We start from the raw sequence: 17789 nt of genomic DNA, 5'->3' as shown, positions 1-17789 counted from the left end.
GTGTGGTCGTGAAGAGGAATCATAAGTAAAATGCGTTTATCTCCCGTATTGCTGGCAGCAGTAGCAATTGCAGTCCCTTTGGGCGGTTCATTGAGTGCAAATGCAGAAACCGCCAACAGTTCAAAACAGACAACAGAAGTTTTGACACTAGAAAAAAATCAGCAGCCAGAAAAGGATACTGGTCAGGGTAACTCTAGTAAAAGTCTAGTATCTCGACCTAATCCCACAAGAGTTATAGAGGGGGAGCCTCTCCAATCCCGCATTGTCGCAATTTACCCTGCAAATCCAGCAGCCATCGCGACATCAAAGGTAATAGTACCAACCTCCACAACGCCAACAACTGCACAAACCCCTCAAATCATCAATCCCAGCCCTACTCAACAGCCATCTCCCGCTCCAGACATTCCACCGCCAGAAATTCAACAACCAACGCCTTCCCCAACTCCTGAAACCACTCCAGTCCCAGAAAATGTCAATCCACCGACAACGGAACCTTTATTACCCACAACTCCACAACCATCAACCACTCCAGACATTCCGCCCCCAGCTAGTCAACAAAGAACACCTGCCCCAGCCCCAGGCGCGACTCCCAGTCGGCAGAATATTAACCCGCCGACAACTCCGGGAAATACTCAACCCAACACAGCCCCAGGCGCTACTCCCAGTCCGCAGAATATTAATCCGCCGACAACTCCGGGAAATACTCAACCCAACACAGCCCCAGAAGCCAATGATCCCCGCGTATTGGTATCAGAAGTAGTAATTAGATCACAGGCTGGGCAACTATCACCAGAACTAGAAGACCAAGTTTACAAAGTAATTCGTACCCAACCAGGACGAACGACAACCCGCAGCCAACTACAAGAAGATATTAACGCCATCTTTGGTACTGGCTTCTTCTCTAACGTCCAGGCAACGCCAGAAGATACCCCCTTGGGAGTGCGGGTGAGCTTTGTTGTGCAGCCTAACCCCGTCCTCAGCAAAGTAGAAGTGCAAGCCAATCCTGGCACTGGTGTTGCTTCTGTACTACCAGCTAATACTGTGGATGAAGTATTTCGGGAGCAGTATGGCAAAATCCTCAACTTGCGTGACTTGCAAGAAGGCATCAAGCAGTTAAACAAGCGATATCAAGACCAAGGTTACGTGCTAGCCAACGTGATTGGAGCGCCCCAAGTCTCTGAAAACGGAGTTGTTACGTTGCAAATAGCAGAAGGGGTAGTAGAGAATATTAGAGTCCGGTTCCGTAATAAAGATGGTCAGGAGACAGACGAGAAAGGACAACCGATTCGGGGACGCACACAGGATTACATCATTACACGAGAATTGGAGTTGAAGCCAGGTCAAGTATTCAATCGCAACACAGTGCAAAAAGACCTACAGCGCGTGTATGGAGTAGGACTGTTTGAAGATGTGAATGTGTCCCTTGACCCTGGTAGTGACCCCAGCAAGGTGGATGTAGTAGTGAATGTAGCTGAACGCAGCAGCGGTTCTATTGCGGCTGGGGCAGGGATTAGTTCTGCTAGCGGACTTTTTGGAACAGTAAGCTATCAACAGCAAAATCTGAACGGTAGAAACCAAAAGCTGGGGGCAGAAGTACAGGTGGGAGAACGGGAACTGCTGTTTGACCTGCGGTTCACAGACCCCTGGATTGCAGGAGATCCCTACCGGACTTCTTACACAACAAATATTTTTCGCCGCAGTTCCATTTCATTGATTTTTGATGGCAAAGATGAAGATATTAGGACGTTTGACCCAGATAATCCCACTAATACAGGTTCTCAGGATCGCCCCCGCATTCTCCGTATAGGTGGTGGTGTCACCTTTACCCGTCCCCTGTCTGCCAATCCTTACAAAACTTCCGTCTGGACTGCCTCAGCGGGTTTACAGTATCAACGAGTTTCTGCCCGTGATGCTGATGGCAATCTTAGAAAAACAGGAGCGGTATTTGATGATAATGGAAACCGCATCAGTGATGAAATTCCACTGACTTTATCTAGTAGCGGTCAAGACGATTTACTACTGCTGCAACTGGGGGCACAGCGCGATCTCCGTAATAACCCTCTGCAACCCACTAGCGGTTCTTATCTCCGCTTCGGCGTTGATCAGTCGGTTCCTATCGGACTAGGCAACATTTTCCTCACCAGATTACGGGGTAGCTACAGCCAATATTTACCCATCAAACTGATTAGCCTCAGCAAAGGGGCACAAACCTTAGCATTTAACCTGCAAGCAGGAACCATCTTCGGTGACTTGCCTCCCTACGAAGCTTTTACCCTTGGCGGTAGCAACTCCGTCCGGGGTTATGAAGAAGGAGCATTAGCTAGTGGACGCTCTTATGTGCAAGCATCAGTTGAGTATCGGTTCCCAGTTTTTTCAGTAGTCAGCGGCGCACTATTTTTTGATGTCGGCAGTGACCTGGGAACTAGTACTAGGGCAGCTGAAGTGTTGAACAAAAATGGTAGTGGCTTCGGCTATGGTCTTGGCGTTCGCGTCCAGTCTCCACTGGGGCCAATTCGGATTGACTATGGTATCAACGATGACGGTGATAGCCGGATTAATTTCGGTATTGGCGAAAGGTTTTAACCAGTTAGGAGTTAGAAGTTAAAAGTTAGGAATTATGAGTTTTAATTCCTCACTCCTCACTCTTAACTCATAACTTTTTTGGATTAGCTTGCTAATTTTCACATTTACCTCAATACTGTTCCGATAAAGGGATTAATCACATTTTTAGGGAAATATCAGGGATTTTACCAAAACAGACGATGAACAATACTAAAAGAAATATATTGACTTTTCGGCTATGCAACAGCACACTCTAGCCGCCCAAATTATCCAAACAGGGGTCGGACTGCATAGCGGTGTGAGTACCCAGGTGCGGATACTACCAGCTGAGGCAGGAAGTGGACGCTACTTTGTGCGAGTGGATTTACCAGATTTGCCGATCATTCCAGCCCAAGTTGCGGCAGTTAGTCACACTGTTCTCTCAACTCAGTTGGGCAAGGGTGAGGTATCTGTTCGCACGGTAGAGCATTTGTTGGCAGCACTTTCTGGTATGGGTGTGGATAATGCCCGGATTGAAATTGATGGCCCAGAAGTTCCACTTTTGGATGGTTCAGCAAGTGTGTGGACAGCCAACATTGCCCAAGTTGGCTTAGTATCACAACCCGTTAACAACCAAGTTCCCTTGGCTGTTACAGAACCAATATGGGTCTATCAAGGGGATGCCTTTGTATGTGCCCTCCCAGCACCAGAAACCCGCTTTAGTTACGGTATTGATTTTGACCTGCCTGCCATTGGTAATCAATGGCATAGTTGGTCACTAAGTGCTGAACTAGGAAAAGCTTCTGCTAGCTTTGCTGCGGAAATTGCTCCTGCCCGTACTTTTGGGTTACAGCATCAAATTGAACACTTACAAAAAACAGGGTTAATTAAAGGTGGCAGTTTGGATAATGCACTTGTTTGTGGATCAGAAGGCTGGCTAAATCCACCATTAAGATTTGCAAATGAGCCAGTCCGTCATAAAATCTTGGATTTAGTAGGAGATTTAAGTTTACTGGGAACTTTTCCTAGTGCTCATTTCTTAGCGTATAAAGCCAGTCATAATTTACACATTCAACTGGCTCAAAGAATTTTAGATTTGGGATTTTAGATTTTAGATTAAAACTAAAGCCTAAAATCTAGGATTATTAAGCTTTGGATATACGCCTGCCTACTCAACTTTCAGATGAAAAATCAACTACACGGCCAATGTCAATCCTCACTGAAGTGAATACCATCAATACAACTACATCTACCGAACCACAGGCTATAAATGAGACTACAATCAGTTCTGAGATTAAAACAAGTTTTACATCTGAAGAAATTCAAAAATTGCTACCCCACCGCTACCCATTTTTACTTGTAGACAAAATAATTGACTACGTTCCAGGTAAAAAAGCTGTTGGGGTTAAAAATGTCACTATCAATGAACCCCATTTTCAAGGACATTTCCCTGGACGTCCACTGATGCCAGGGGTGCTAATTGTCGAAGCAATGGCACAAGTCGGGGGCATTGTCCTGACTCAAATGTCTCCGGAAGAAGACGGACTGTTCGTCTTCGCTGGTATCGATAAAGTCCGCTTTCGCCGCCAGGTCGTACCGGGGGATCAACTAGTAATGACGTTGGAACTGTTATGGGTAAAACAACGTCGTTTCGGTAAGATGCAAGGTCGTGCCGAAGTTGACGGTCAACTTGCTTGTGAAGGGGAATTAATGTTTTCTCTAGTTAACTAAAAGTTTGCTTTCGTGGTATTGGGCATAGCCGTGAAGTGCCCTTACTGAATCCTGAAAAAGGATAACAGTTAAAAATATCTACAACAGCATCTGATGATTTCTTGATTTTCGACGCCCTCTCTACGAGACGCACTCACAAACACACTTAACTTGCTTTGCCCGACACTTTCGTTCACTGAAATACTTCACGCTCTACCAGTCACCTCGATGGGACGGCAGTAGGTACAACTCTCTTAACCAGAGTAACACGCTGCCTGAGAAACCCCGTCTGGCGCTGGCTTATCAAGACAGTTCTGGAGATTCACCCTTGAAAACGCTAATTCATCCAACTGCTGTAATTCATCCTAAATCGGAACTCCACCATACAGTGCAAGTCGGTGCCTATGCTGTGATTGGAGCGCATGTCAAAGTGGGCCCTGAAACAATAATCGGCGCTCATGCTGTGCTAGAGGGGCCTTGTGAAATTGGGGCGCAAAATCAAATTTTTACAGGTGCAGCCATCGGCATGGAACCTCAGGATCTCAAGTTTGTGGGAGAACCAACCTGGGTCAAAATTGGTGATAACAACTTAATTCGTGAGTACGTTACTATTAACCGTGCTACTGGTGCCGGTGAAGCGACGGTAATAGGTGATGGGAACCTGCTGATGGCTTATGTCCATGTGGCTCATAACTGCGTGATTGAAGACCAGGTAGTGATTGCTAACTCTGTGGCGTTGGCAGGTCATGTCCATATAGAGTCACGCGCTAGGCTGAGTGGGGTTTTAGGTGTCCATCAATTTGTGCATATTGGTAGACAGGCAATGGTAGGAGGCATGGCACGTATTGACCGGGATGTGGCCCCATATATGCTAGTTGAGGGAAATCCGGCGCGGGTACGAACTCTCAACCTTGTCGGACTTAAACGCTCTGGTATGGACTCAGCAGATTTGCAAATGCTGAAAAAAGCCTTCCGCATTCTCTACCGTTCTGATTTGTCCTTTAAGGATGCCTTGGAACAACTGGAACTGTTAGGGGATAGCGAAGAATTGCAGCATCTGCGCCGCTTCCTGCTACTTTCTCAGATGCCAGGAAGACGTGGCTTGATTCCCGGTAAGGGGAAAAAAGGCGCGAGTGATGAATCGTGAATTTTAAGTTATGAGTTATGAGTTGATGAATTAAATTTTTAACTCCTAACTCCTAACTCCTAACTCCTAACTATTCACTCCTCACTTTTAAGTTTTTACTAATTACCAATTATCAAATGCGGATATTTATCAGCACTGGCGAAGTATCTGGCGATTTACAAGGGTCGCTGCTAATTACAGCGCTGAAGCGTCAAGCTGTGGCGATTGGGTTGGAATTAGAAATTGTGGCATTGGGTGGCGAAAAAATGCTTGAGGCTGGGGCAATTCTGCTGGGCAATACCAGTAGTATTGGCTCAATGGGTATTTTAGAAGGGCTGCCTTATGTTTTACCGACTCTCCAGGTGCAACGAGCGGCGATCGCTTCCCTAAAGCAAGATCCACCTGACTTGGTGGTGCTGATCGATTACATGAGTCCAAATATAAAAATTGGGACTTACATGAAACAGCATCTGCCAGATGTGCCTGTAGTATATTACATCGCTCCCCAAGAGTGGGCTTGGTCAGTCAATTTGCGTAGGACTGACAGGATTGTTGGCTTTACAGACAAGCTGTTGGCAATCTTCCCACAAGAAGCCCGTTACTTTCGGGAGAAAGGCGCAAAAGTTATTTGGGTAGGGCATCCTTTGGTTGACGGAATGCAAGACGCTCCCAGTCGCCAAACAGCTCGTACAACATTGGGGATTGCACCAGAACAGATTGCGATCGCACTCCTTCCCGCCTCTCGCCACCAAGAACTAAAATATCTTTTACCAATTATTTTTCAAGCCGCCCAAACTCTTCAAGCTAAATTACCTGAAGTTCATTTTTGGATTCCCCTATCTCTGGAAGTCTATAGACAGCCAATTGAGGAGGCTATTGAGCGTTACGGTTTGCAGGCTACAGTTGTATTAGGTCGACAAAAGGAAGTTTTTGCTGCTGCTGATTTAGCTATTAGTAAATCTGGTACTGTCAACCTAGAACTGGCTCTGTTAAATGTGCCGCAAGTTGTAGTTTACCGCCTCAGTTCCCTGACTGCTTGGATAGCTCGTAACATCCTCAAAGGTTCCATAACCTTTGCATCACCACCCAATTTAGTAGTGATGAAGCCGATTGTGCCAGAATTTTTACAAGAGCAAGCCACACCAGAGAATATTATCCAAGCAGCGATGGAACTGCTACTCAATGCCCGTCGAAGACAGCAAACTTTGCTAGATTATGAAGAAATGCGGCAAAGTTTAGGAGAAGTTGGGGTGTGCGATCGCGCTGCTCAAGAAATTTTGCAAATGCTATCGGAAACTGGGGACTAGGGAATGGGGACTGGGAAAATTTTGTATATTTAAAACGTGATACCCAATCCCTTTAGAGGTGTCATGGCTGATGAGATGAAAAAACAAAGAGCGATCGCAGTTGATTTGTTCGCTGGCGCCGGCGGTATGACTCTTGGCTTTGAGCAAGCTGGCTTTGATGTGCTAGCGTCCGTGGAAATCGACCCGATTCACTGTGCAACACATGAGTTTAACTTCCCTTTTTGCTCAGTTTTATGTAAAAGTGTTGAACAGACAACTGGGGAAGAAATTAGGAATCGGTCTCGTGTTGGCGATCGTGAAATTGATGTGGTAATTTGTGGCTCACCATGTCAAGGATTTTCCTTAATTGGTAAACGGGCTGTTGATGATCCACGAAACTCTTTGGTGTTTCACTTTCATCGACTGGTTTTGGAGCTAAAACCAAAATTTTTTGTGATGGAAAATGTGCGGGGGATCACAGTTGGCGAACATAAACAAATCCTCCAAACCTTAATTAGCGAGTTTAAAATTTACGGCTATAAAGTAGAAGAAAGTTATCAAATTCTCAACGCTGCACATTACGGAGTACCACAGTCCCGTGAGAGATTATTTCTCATAGGCGCAAGGGAGGATCTAGAGTTACCGAAATATCCTCAACCGATTACTAAACAAGCATTACCAAATAATTTAAATTCTCAAAAAATATCTGACATTCCATTGAGTCCTACAGTATGGGATGCAATTGGAGATTTACCTGAAATAGAAAAATATCCTGAGTTACTAATAAGAAATTGGGTAACAGCAGAATACGGAAAGCCTAGTAACTACGCTCGTATACTTCGCGGTATCAAATGCCTAAACGATGATTATTCTTACAAACGTGAATATGATTTGCGAATACTTTCTTCAAGTTTAAGAACAAAACATTCAGCAGAAACTATTCAACGTTTTCAGGAGACTCAACAAGGAGAGAGAGAAAAAATTAGTCGTTTTTATAAGCTGCACCCTGCTGGTGTCTGCAATACTTTAAGAGCCGGAACAGACAAGTACAAGGGTTCTTTCACATCTCCTAGACCGATTCATCCATTTACGCCCCGTTGTATCACAGTCAGAGAAGCAGCAAGATTACATTCTTACCCCGATTGGTTTAGATTTCATGTAACTAAATGGCACGGATTTAGACAAGTCGGTAACTCTGTACCACCCCTACTAGCAAAAGCTGTGGCGGCAGAAATTATTCGCAGTTTAAATATTTCGCCTTTTAAACCGAGTTTGGAATACAAGTTGCCAGAGGAAAAGCTACTACAATTTAATATGTCCCAAGCGGCACAACATTATCAGCGGGACTGATAAGAATACACTCCGTAATATGTACAAGGTTGGGCTAAGTCCAGGCACGGAAGAATGTACTATCTTCCCAGATATTAGCAGTCCGCCCTGCGATCGCTGTTAATTCTTCCTTTTTAAGGGGCACAAAAGCCCGCGCTATCTTGACATTCTTCTCTAATTGTGCAACTGTCTCTGCCGCAATCACGCAACAATGAACCCCAGGCTGAGACATTGTGTAACCTAAAGCTTGCTGCATACCTGTCAACCCACCTGATTTAAACAGCCGACCATAAGCCGGGACTTTCATCGCAATCACACCGACATTTTTTTCTTGAGCAACTGGTAGAACAACCGGGATAAATGGATGTGGGTGGTGTTTGTCAGCGGCATTCACCGGAATCAGTGTAGTGTGGAAAGGATAGCGACGTAACCCTTCGGCAATCACTTTAGGGTCGTGATGTCCGGTGATACCAGCAAAGCGCACCAATTTTTGTTGTATGGCTTCTTCTAAAGCTTTAATTGCACCAGATGGACTAAAGATGGTGTCGAGTTCTTCGGAAAAAGAAACGCGATGCAACTGCCACAAATCGAGATAATCTGTATTGAGACGTTTAAGCGATCGCTCCAATTCTCGCCATGCACCATCCCGATCTCTTTGATCAGTCTTGCTTGCTAGAAACAGCTTTGAGCGATGGGGTGGTAGGACTTTACCTAAATAATCTTCACTCGGCCCATAACTAGCCGCAGTATCAAAGTAGCGAATGCCAAGTTCCAGCGCTCTTTGAATAATTGCCACAGCATCACCCTCTTTTCCTTCCCAGGATAGCGGCGTTTGTCCTGCTCCTCCTAACCCGAAGATAGGCAGTTTTACTTCAGTGCGTCCCAGCAGCCGTTCTGGCATGGTTGCTGGTGGTGTTGCGATGTTGGTAGTATTTTGTAAAGCATTAGTTGCCACAATACCTCCTGTCACAGCAAGGCTGGTAATTAGGAAATTACGCCGTGTTTTTCCTTCTGTCATGATTGGCTTCGGGGGCGAAATTAGTTTTATTATAAATTCTAACTAGCGGGAATTAATCTCAGAAAGCAAAATTACTGATAGATCAGGAACGCTCCGAAAGCGATGATCATTAGTTAGAAAAGTAGAGCATTAAGTCAATAGTGCTGTTGCTGCATGGATAGCATCCGGTAATTTAATGTTAATCCTGGCATGGAGTTTAGCAGCTTCAATTAAAACCTGACGACTGACAGGAATCACTGTTAAATTCTGTGAATTGCTAATCAGTTGTTCGTAAGTTTTTTGTTGAGCTAAGTCCTGATTTTGGAAAGATTTTACCAATACTTCAGCAAGTGATAATTCACTAGTTACTACACTCAAGTTACCTTGATCAATACTTTGCAATAACTGAGTTAAATCTTGGACGAATGGCGGATATCCCTCTAAAGCATAGATCCAAATGTTTGTATCGAGGTAGATCCGTGTGCCTTGAATAGCATCTAAGATTCCCATGCATCTCGTTCTTGGCGAATAAAGTTATCCACTTCTTCGGGTGTGGCAAAACTGCCTCTAGCAGATCCGATAAAGCTAGTTAGAAGCTTTTCTGAATGCTTTGGGGGTGACTCCAGAAGTACTATCACCTCGACAGTTGCACCTGCTGGAAGTTCTGGAGAACAGATTTCTACTACACCACCAGGTTTGACGATCGCCTGTTGCCTGAATCCATTAAGCATGATAATTTATCCTTATTAGTATCGGAATATCGCATTTTATCAGGATAGGTAAGAATAAGAGCGATGTCTACGACGGGCTATGCCTACGCATTGCTTTTTCTATTTTAACTTTGAGGTGCGATCGCGCTTACAAATTTTCTATAAACTCTTCTGGCGTAACCTTTGCTTGCTTAAGAACACCACTGAGTGTGCCAACTTTTAACTCGCGGTGGAGTGGTACAACACAAACAATTTCTCCTTCTTAAGTTGGTTTTTTAAGTACAACATGACTACCAGTTTGTCTAGTTTGAATAAATCCTAAGCGCTCTAATGCACGAATTGCCTCATTGCCTGATATTCTTGGCAATCTAGGCATAGCTGACCTCTATACTCGTTACAAATCTGGGACTAGTATCAGTGTCGGTTAAAGGACATTCTTCTAGATATAACCTTGTAGCTTCTTTAAGATTAGTAAGAGCTTCTTCAATTGTTTCACCTTGGTCAACTGTGCCGACTTCAGGACATTCAGCAACATACATTTCTTCTTCTTTGTGAATAATGGCAGTTAATATTTTAGTCTTCATACTCTTTTATTCTGATACGGACAATCGAGCGATGTCTACGACGGGCTACGCCTACGCACTCCTTTTTCTAGTTTAGCTTTGAGGGGCGATCGCATTACTTGCCACCGACGGCATTTTTCTCAGCGTAGTTCAGATTTTTTTGATATTCTATGATTTTTTGCTGGACTATTGTATAATTTGGGCTAGAAGATGGCACAGTTTTCATAAGTGCGATCGCAGCTTGCCACTGACTCACAACTGTTTTCCACTCATCTGGAGATTTTGCTAGTTGGGTCAGTTTGGCAGCACTGGTTGCTTGATTAACAGCCTCTCGAAATCTATTAGTTTCAGGTGTGAGTGTTGTTACAATTGGAGTCGGCGACGTAACTTTAGAAGTTATAGAAGTTGGTACTTTTCCTTTCATTTTGGGAATTTTTGCTAATATATATATTCCGATGGTAACCAAGGGAATGAGCATAATTATCAGCAGTTTTTTCTTTAAATTTTTAGGCGTTTGATAATTATCTTGAGATAGTATTGCCGAATGCTGCTTTTTGCCTTTTTTGATTTGCGTTAGACCCATATCACCACGTAATCTGTCAATTTCTAAATCTGTGCAATCAATACTGTAGCTCTTAGGTCTAGTTTGAAAGTTTTGGAGTAGAACTTTCAGTTTAGGAATGAAGCGTTTGATTACTAAGTATTCTAATTGGTATAGATATGCAGCAGTGAACATCCAAATCATGAACCAACGTTGACTTAAAAAATCATTATTTTCAATGCTGTAAAAGATTCCGTTTGTTGCACGTCCTGTTAAATTTCCAGTACAACCATCGAAGTATTCCGATATTTTATTGTACAAGTTGCAACTAGAAAAAGCTAATTCCGAAAAGATAGTTAGGATTAGCATAAAAGATAATCCGATCACGATTGTGCCATAGAAGCCTGCCCATAAGCTATTCAAAGTAGGTATCCATTTAGGTAATTTATTAGATAATTTAGGTTTTTGCCAAATAAACCAGAAAATATGGTAGATAAAGGCTAAAAAAGTCGTTGGTATTAATAAACCGAATAAAACAGAAAATATTGATAATATAGGGCTGTTGCCGAGAACTGATATAAACACTCCGGTCAATCCAAAGACTATTAAACGTGTGCCAGGAAATGCTATGGGAACTAGAATAATCGCTCTGAACCAAGAACTAGGATAAGGAAACCAAACTGGCCATATTTGAGAGAGTGTTTCGTATTTTCCCTGTTTAGCTAGTTCTAAAATACTGGAATGTTTTTTAGTCTCCTCATTTTCAGGGGTCAAATTTAAATAATCTATCCAAGCTACTGAAGTTTGTCCTTTCCTTTTTCCATAGATTTTTACAGACTTAATAGGTTTAGCTTCTAACTTTATTATTAGTTTACAAATAAAAGTGACTGATGATTCTTGCTCTGGTACTTGAAAAGATTCCAGCATTACCTGTAAGCAATCATCTTTCAAGATTACTTTGGCAGTAATACTTTTTGATTGCCAAAGGTAATTGATTACTGAAGCGATCGCCTGTGCATCTCCTTGTTTAGCAAGTTCTAAAAGATTCGGCTGTGTCATAACCAATAAATCCGAAAAACTGAGATAATATCTTCTATCTCAGGGTTCCCGATTTACAGCCAAAAGCAACATTTTCAAAATCTTTCAAGTCCTATGTTTAAAATTTACTTAGATTTATTATACTTTTTGCAAACAACCAGATTTTTGACTCTTTCTCTGCACTTATACGTGAGGCAAATTAAATTCTAGCGTTCCTTTGTAATCACAGAGCTACCATTACTAATACTTACTTTCTGAATAAAAATGTCAGTACAAGATGATAAAATATCAGTACTTATTTTATTAGCAATAAATTCAAAATCTTGGTTTGTTAATCCTTGAGCAGTATCGCCACTGAAGTTAATATAAATAGTTAGATTTTGAGGGTTACTAGAAGACTGTTGCTCATCCCCTACTTCTATTTCAGCTTCTGCTATACCCAAATCAAACTCTTTACTCCAAGCTGGAAACTCCTTATCCGTTTGTTGTCCATAAACTTTCACTCTTTCAACAGACGCAGCCGCTAAAGCAGTTAACCCTTTGCGGATAAATGCAACTAAGGTTTGCCGATTTGGTACTTCGGCAGATTCTAGTATTACCTCTAAGCAAGCATCTTTGAGGGCAACTTTTGCAGTGATCCCTTTGGGGTATAGATGGCGGTTCATCAGAGATGCGATCGCCTGGGTATCTCCCTGTTTTGCAAGTTTTAGAATATTCGGCTGTGTCATAACCACTAAAAGAGAAAATCTAGGAAAATAAACTTATATTCTCAGGATTCCCTCTTGACAACCGTAAGTAACATTCTGATGCACAATATCAGCTAATCTGGGCTAAAATATCTACTATAAAGATAGCCTTTCACAGACTTTTGCAATAAATATATTTTCCCTGTATCAACATCAAAAACTATTGTTTTTGTGCTTGCCAAATTAACAGGATTAATATTAATTAGTTTAATTCCACTTTTCAATATGAAGATTTATCAAGATTATGCTTGGCCCTCAACGCTAGAAGAAGCCATAGTTATCCAAGAAAAGCTGCGCGATCAAGTAATTACTGAGGATCAACTGCAAGAACCTATCCAGTATGTTGCTGGAGTGGATATGGGTTTTGAAGCTGATGGAACAATTAGCCGGGCAGCTGTCGCAGTCCTGAGTTTTCCTGATTTGCAAGTAATCGAGACAAGCCTAGCACACCGTCCTACAAGCTTTCCTTATATTCCGGGGTTCCTCTCATTTCGAGAAATTCCAGCTGTTCTTGATGCCCTGGAAAAAATTAAAATAATACCAGATATGATCCTGTGTGATGGTCAGGGAATTGCTCATCCCCGCAGATTAGGTATAGCTAGCCATCTAGGGTTACTTATAGATATGCCAACAATTGGTGTAGCCAAGTCGTTGTTGGTAGGCAAGTATGAAGAATTGGCCCAAACAAAAGGCAGCAGGCAACCACTGATATATAAGGGTGAAACGATTGGGGCAGTTTTGCGATCGCGCACTGGAGTAAAACCTCTGTACATCTCCAGTGGCCATCGAATTAGTTTACCGACAGCAATTGACTATGTATTACGCTGCACGCCAAAATATCGGCTGCCGGAAACTACACGCATCGCTGATAAATTAGCGTCGGCAAAATAAAGCTTGTTGAAGTTTTTTTTAAATACTTGCTTGCGCCGACTCAATCGTGTTAGGAATCGCACAGAAAGAAGTTGAAGTAGCTAAATACGAGTTACGAAATTAGAACAATGAACGCACTGACTTTACAGTGGCACGATGCAGGTGAAGATAAAACTCAGAACATTTACGAACAACAGTCAAGTCAAAATCCTGGCAGTGTCCGCATCGGTCGCGACCCACTCCGGTGCGATATTGTTCTAAGTCACCCTACTGTCTCTGGTCTGCACGTTGAAATCTTTTTTCATCACCAGCAACAGGGCTTTTATATCAGGAATTTGCGATCGCAAAATCCCCCCATTGTCGATGGACGGCAATTAGTCCAAGGTGAAATGCCTTTAACTGAGGGCACTAGTATCTCTTTGGGACAAATAAAACTCAACGTTACTAGCATTTCGACGGGCAGCATTCCAGCAACAATTTTGCTCTCACCCCATCCACCAGTACACGGATATCACCACTATGCAGCCACACCCCCCGCACCACTGCCAGGAGTTTATGGTTTAGAATGCCCCAAATGTCATAAAGTTTCCCCAGGAGAGAATTTACAAATTGGCTGTCATTGGTGTGGGACATCTTTGGCTGCGGCTTTGAGTGTGTTAGTAGAACCGAGTAGTTGAGAAGGAGGGCAGAGGGCCAAAGGGGCAGGGGAGCAGGGGAGCAGAGGGGAATAACTAATGACAAATGATTTACAAATTAAATTGAGTTGGGAAGATCCAGCGACGGGAGAACGGCGAGAACCAATGTTGAGTATGCCGATTGCTTTTGGTCGAGAATTCGCTCGTTTACCTGCTGAACTCAGGGGAGGGCGGGTTTCTAGGATGCTGCTTAACAGTAACGAAGTTTCTCGCTACCATGCCCTAATTGACTGGGAACAAGACCATTTGGTGGTGATTGACCAAGGTAGCGTTAACGGTGTGTATGTCAACGGTCAACCACAAACCCGCAGTGTCCTAGTTAATGGCGATACGTTGCAAATTGGCCCCTATGTGATCATGGTGACATTTGCTGCTAGCGCCTCTGCACCAGATACCACCCCCCCTTCAACGATTCACTTCAATGCAAAGACCAATCTCCCAGACCCCAGTTTGCCTGCCGTTGAGCCGCTAAGGCCCTTGGCAAGTAATTTCCCGCCATTAGCGTTTCAGTCCCAAAAAGTCGCTGTGCAAGCACTTCATGCTACGGGTTTACCAGTAGATGAATCTGATTATCTAGCGATCGGGGCGGGACTGGGTAGCTTTTTTTGGGCTGATTTGCTGCGAATTAGTGGTATGCCTGCTGACAAAATTGTAGCTTTGGGATTAGAGGCGGAGCCTTATGCTCGTTACAAGCGCCTTTGTTTGAATTCGCAAATTCCCTTACATGAAAGACTGCGATCTAATTCTGACTCTTGTCCTGATAATATTTGGGGCTGGCCAAGTTATGCCTTGCGTGAGGCTTGGCATGATTTCACCAAGGGAGAGATGAAGTCAGCATTCAAGTATTTGTGGCAAGTGTTTGCTGAACCAACATTTGCAGAAACTTATACTCCGCGTGCGGGTAATGTTTTTGATTCCATAGATAGGGAGGCGAAGCGGATTGGCTGGAATCAAATTTATCGCTATGGGCGAGTTAGGGTAATTCGCAAAACTGATGATGGCAGGTACTGTGTAGCCTATTCTCGTGGCCCAGGAAATTATGCTTTTTTAGTTACTCGTTATTTACATTTAGCTACCGGGTATCCAGCAATTCAGTTTCTCCCAGATTTGCAAACTTATAGGGAAAAATATCAAGATTTTAAATCTGTCGTCAATGCTTATGAAGCCCATGATCATGTTTATCAGCAACTAGAGCAACGAGGTGGTACGGTATTGATTCGTGGGCGGGGAATTGTGGCTTCGCGGATTATTCAACGGATTTATGAAGCCAGAAAGCGAAATCAGAATATTGCAGTTTTGCATTTAATGCGATCGCCTAAACCCCAAGGCAACAAATTTCAAAATACCCAGCGCCTAGTCAAAAATCATTACGAATTTCAACCCTTTAACTGGCCTAAAGCTTGTTGGGGCGGCGAACTCCGGGCAATGTTAGAAAAAGCCACCCCTGATGAACGCAAGCGTTTACTAGCAGACTGGGGTGGAACTACCACCGCCGACCGCCACGACTGGCAGCAAATTACTGCCCAAGGCATCAGCGAAGGTTGGTATCAAATTACCTTCGGAGAGGTTTTGGATGTAGAACGAGATGCCCAAAACCGCACTATTACCCGTATCCGAGAGCAAAGCTTTGGGGAAATGAAGTTGCTAGCTGACTTTATTGTTGATGCTACTGGGCTAGATGCCAAAGTAGATGCCAATCCTCTAATAGCAGATTTGGTGAAACATTACAACCTCCCAGTGAATCACCTGGGGCGATTGGCTGTAGCGAACAATTTTGAATTAGTAGAAATGCGTAGTGATAGAGGTCAAATGTATGCTGCTGGGGCTATTACTTTAGGTGGCCCTTATGCAGCAGTTGATAGTTTCTTGGGCTTGCAATATGCCGCATTAGTCGCCGTTGATGGACTCGCCGCTGGACGTGCGCCTAGAGTTCAAAGGTTAAATGTTGTAAGTTCCTTTGGGCAGTGGTTGAAGTGGGTGTTAAATCAGTCACCTTAGTATTAGGAGGCAGAAGGCAGGAGGAATACAGTATTTAACTAGCTGTTTTGAGTACCAAATTCCAAATTTAAGGTTCAAAGGCTCAACGTTCGAGTAAAAAGGTTCAACGTTCGAGTAAAAAGGTGCAACGTTTGAGTAAAAAGGATCAACGTTCGAGTAAAAAGGCTCAACGTTCAGGCTCAAAGGCTCAACGTTCGAGTAAAAAGGCTCAACGTTCAGGCTCAAAGGCTCAACGTTCAGGCTCAAAGGCTCAACGTCGAGGTTCAAAAGCTCAATGTTCAGGCTCAGAGGCTCAACGTCGAGGTTCAAAAGCTCAATGTTGAGGTTCAAAGGCTCAACGTTCAGGCTCAAAGTCTCTAGTAACGGGCGATACCTTCAGCCCGCGTGCGATTCAAATCGCAGGCTAACACCATAAGTCAATTAAAACTGACATCTTGCATCAATCCCAACAACCGCCTCAAAATGAATTCTGAGGCTAATAGCTAAAGTCTTCTAAAGAAGACTAACAAAGAGTTTCAGTCCACTTGAGTGGACTAGCTTTGCACTTCGAGTCTTGGCGGGCTAGGATGCCAATTGAGAATGATGCAAGATATGAGTTCAAACTGACTCAAATTAACTAAAATTTAGTCCGTTTGAACGGACTTAGGCTATTAGCCTCGGAATTGATTCCGAGGCGGGATAGCAACGAAGCGAAGAATTTGCCTTTGCTAGTACCCCTACTTTGTTTTTTCGCTTGTCGGGCGTACTAAAGTTTTAACTAAACCCGTAATTGCGACAATCACAGAGCCAATTCCCCCAATCGACAATGAAGTTAAAATTGCCGCCGCGAGAATAATTTCAGTGGGGCTGTATCCGTCTCGCATCCAGGTAGATGGATTCTCTACTGATGTTGGTGAGGCGGGAATTAATTGCGAAGTTTGGGTGGTTTGATTGGAGTTGACTGGAATTGTTAAGGCAGTTTTCACGGCTGAACCTCTTCTAAATGTTTGCTATGTAAATCGTATTTCTGCCATAAGAAGAGGAGATTCCCTAGAAATGGAGACAAAGTAGAGAGAAGATAGAAATTAAGTAGAATCGAGAAGAAATCTCACAAGCTGTCTATGCAATGGGCTGATTTTTTAGCCAATGAAGCTGCTACTCATAGCTTGATTCGGCAATTTTTTCAAATGAAGTTGGATGAGTCAAGTGAGGCGGATAAGCTAAAAACAATCTTTGCAGCGCTTATGCTAGAGGTCGCAAAGCAAATTCCTCCACAGCCTAACCGTGAAGATATTTTCAACCTCACTCCCTTTATCTCCCACCTTGCAGAAGTTGCAACCCACCTATCCCAATATCTCAGCGATGAGGATTTAATTGGGCTTTTCAGAGGTTTAGGCTGGTTTTATTACGGTCAAGGACTTTATCAGCAAGCAGAACCTTGGTACAAACTATGTATTGAGGTAGCTAAAAATCATCTTGGTTTAGAACATCTCGCTGTCGCCGCTAGCCTGAACAATCTCGCAGAACTCTACCGTTCTACAGGACGCTACGGCGAAGCCCAAGCCCTGTATCAGCAAGCTTTGGAACTGACTAAACGCTTACTGGGAAAAGAACATCCACATGTCGCAAATAGCCTGGACAATATTGCAGTAATCTACAG

At 43.4% G+C, this 17789-nt stretch carries 19 protein-coding genes; 10 read left to right on the top strand and 9 right to left on the bottom strand.

All coding sequences use genetic code 11. The annotated features are described in order from the left end of the window. Positions 1-30 precede the first annotated feature (30 nt). The 6 genes from Q0541_RS01270 (at position 31) to Q0541_RS01245 (ending at position 8013) form a co-directional block, all read left to right on the top strand. A complete protein-coding gene (locus tag Q0541_RS01270; RefSeq protein ID WP_298904444.1) occupies positions 31-2583 on the top strand; it encodes a BamA/TamA family outer membrane protein in 2553 nt (850 codons plus the stop codon). Positions 2584-2800: 217 nt separating this feature from the next. Then, complete coding sequence (gene lpxC, locus Q0541_RS01265) at positions 2801-3649, top strand: UDP-3-O-acyl-N-acetylglucosamine deacetylase (RefSeq protein WP_298904442.1); 849 nt, start codon at positions 2801-2803, stop codon at positions 3647-3649. 98 nt (positions 3650-3747) lie between these two features. After that, positions 3748-4272, top strand: coding sequence for a 3-hydroxyacyl-ACP dehydratase FabZ (gene fabZ / locus Q0541_RS01260; protein ID WP_298904439.1), 525 nt, complete (start codon positions 3748-3750; stop codon positions 4270-4272). A gap of 307 nt (positions 4273-4579) precedes the next feature. After that, positions 4580-5398, top strand: coding sequence for an acyl-ACP--UDP-N-acetylglucosamine O-acyltransferase (gene lpxA / locus Q0541_RS01255; RefSeq protein WP_298904437.1), 819 nt, complete (start codon positions 4580-4582; stop codon positions 5396-5398). 116 nt (positions 5399-5514) lie between these two features. Then, entirely contained in the window at positions 5515-6684 is a 1170-nt protein-coding gene (gene lpxB / locus Q0541_RS01250) for a lipid-A-disaccharide synthase (RefSeq protein ID WP_298904435.1), read from the top strand. 75 nt (positions 6685-6759) lie between these two features. Beyond that, positions 6760-8013, top strand: a complete 1254-nt coding sequence (locus Q0541_RS01245) for a DNA cytosine methyltransferase (RefSeq protein WP_298904432.1) — start codon at positions 6760-6762, stop codon at positions 8011-8013. Between the two features lie 34 nt (positions 8014-8047). On the opposite strand, the gene Q0541_RS01240 is transcribed toward Q0541_RS01245, so the two are convergent. The 7 genes from Q0541_RS01240 to Q0541_RS01210 all read right to left on the bottom strand — a co-directional run bounded on the left by Q0541_RS01240 (position 8048) and on the right by Q0541_RS01210 (position 12569). Beyond that, a complete protein-coding gene (locus tag Q0541_RS01240; RefSeq protein ID WP_298904430.1) occupies positions 8048-9010 on the bottom strand; it encodes an aldo/keto reductase in 963 nt (320 codons plus the stop codon). Between the two features lie 129 nt (positions 9011-9139). Beyond that, on the bottom strand, positions 9140-9499 hold the full coding sequence (locus tag Q0541_RS01235) for a PIN domain-containing protein (protein WP_298904428.1): 360 nt from the start codon (positions 9497-9499) through the stop codon (positions 9140-9142). After that, positions 9487-9720: a hypothetical protein gene (locus Q0541_RS01230; RefSeq protein WP_298904426.1), complete on the bottom strand. Its 234-nt coding sequence runs from the start codon at positions 9718-9720 to the stop codon at positions 9487-9489. Before Q0541_RS01230 ends, Q0541_RS01235 begins: the two co-directional genes overlap by 13 nt. 241 nt (positions 9721-9961) lie before the next feature. Continuing rightward, positions 9962-10075 carry a type II toxin-antitoxin system HicA family toxin gene (locus tag Q0541_RS01225; RefSeq protein WP_298904424.1) on the bottom strand — a complete coding sequence of 38 codons (114 nt, stop codon included), beginning with the start codon at positions 10073-10075 and terminating at the stop codon, positions 9962-9964. Then, the gene (locus Q0541_RS01220) at positions 10068-10283 is read right to left on the bottom strand and encodes a type II toxin-antitoxin system HicB family antitoxin (protein ID WP_298904422.1); all 216 of its coding nucleotides are present in this window, start codon (positions 10281-10283) and stop codon (positions 10068-10070) included. Before Q0541_RS01220 ends, Q0541_RS01225 begins: the two co-directional genes overlap by 8 nt. A gap of 94 nt (positions 10284-10377) precedes the next feature. After that, positions 10378-11754: a hypothetical protein gene (locus tag Q0541_RS01215; protein WP_298904420.1), complete on the bottom strand. Its 1377-nt coding sequence runs from the start codon at positions 11752-11754 to the stop codon at positions 10378-10380. Between the two features lie 293 nt (positions 11755-12047). Further along, positions 12048-12569, bottom strand: coding sequence for a hypothetical protein (locus Q0541_RS01210; protein WP_298904418.1), 522 nt, complete (start codon positions 12567-12569; stop codon positions 12048-12050). Between the two features lie 243 nt (positions 12570-12812). Between Q0541_RS01210 and nfi the strand changes: the two genes are divergently transcribed. The 3 genes from nfi to Q0541_RS01195 all read left to right on the top strand — a co-directional run bounded on the left by nfi (position 12813) and on the right by Q0541_RS01195 (position 16150). Beyond that, positions 12813-13478, top strand: coding sequence for a deoxyribonuclease V (gene nfi / locus Q0541_RS01205; protein ID WP_298904416.1), 666 nt, complete (start codon positions 12813-12815; stop codon positions 13476-13478). A 107-nt stretch (positions 13479-13585) separates the two neighbouring features. Continuing rightward, positions 13586-14134: an FHA domain-containing protein gene (locus Q0541_RS01200; RefSeq protein ID WP_298904414.1), complete on the top strand. Its 549-nt coding sequence runs from the start codon at positions 13586-13588 to the stop codon at positions 14132-14134. 57 nt (positions 14135-14191) lie between these two features. Next, positions 14192-16150 (top strand): FHA domain-containing protein, encoded by a 1959-nt coding sequence (locus Q0541_RS01195; RefSeq protein WP_298904412.1) that lies wholly within the window; start codon positions 14192-14194, stop codon positions 16148-16150. Here the strand turns inward: Q0541_RS01195 and Q0541_RS01190 are convergent. Beyond that, positions 16142-16501 carry a hypothetical protein gene (locus Q0541_RS01190; protein ID WP_298904410.1) on the bottom strand — a complete coding sequence of 120 codons (360 nt, stop codon included), beginning with the start codon at positions 16499-16501 and terminating at the stop codon, positions 16142-16144. The two genes, Q0541_RS01195 and Q0541_RS01190, sit on opposite strands and share 9 nt — an antisense overlap. 365 nt (positions 16502-16866) lie before the next feature. After that, positions 16867-17115, bottom strand: a complete 249-nt coding sequence (locus Q0541_RS01185; protein WP_298904408.1) for a hypothetical protein — start codon at positions 17113-17115, stop codon at positions 16867-16869. 135 nt (positions 17116-17250) lie between these two features. Between Q0541_RS01185 and Q0541_RS01180 the strand changes: the two genes are divergently transcribed. Continuing rightward, positions 17251-17789 (top strand): tetratricopeptide repeat protein (locus Q0541_RS01180; protein WP_298904406.1); only part of this gene is annotated, 539 nt, incomplete at its 3' end.

The organism is uncultured Nostoc sp. (assembly GCF_937863485.1).
Taxonomy (GTDB): Bacteria; Cyanobacteriota; Cyanobacteriia; order Cyanobacteriales; family Nostocaceae; genus Nostoc.
Note: the sequence above shows the minus strand (reverse complement) of the source record. Positions and strands in the feature narration are given on the sequence as shown.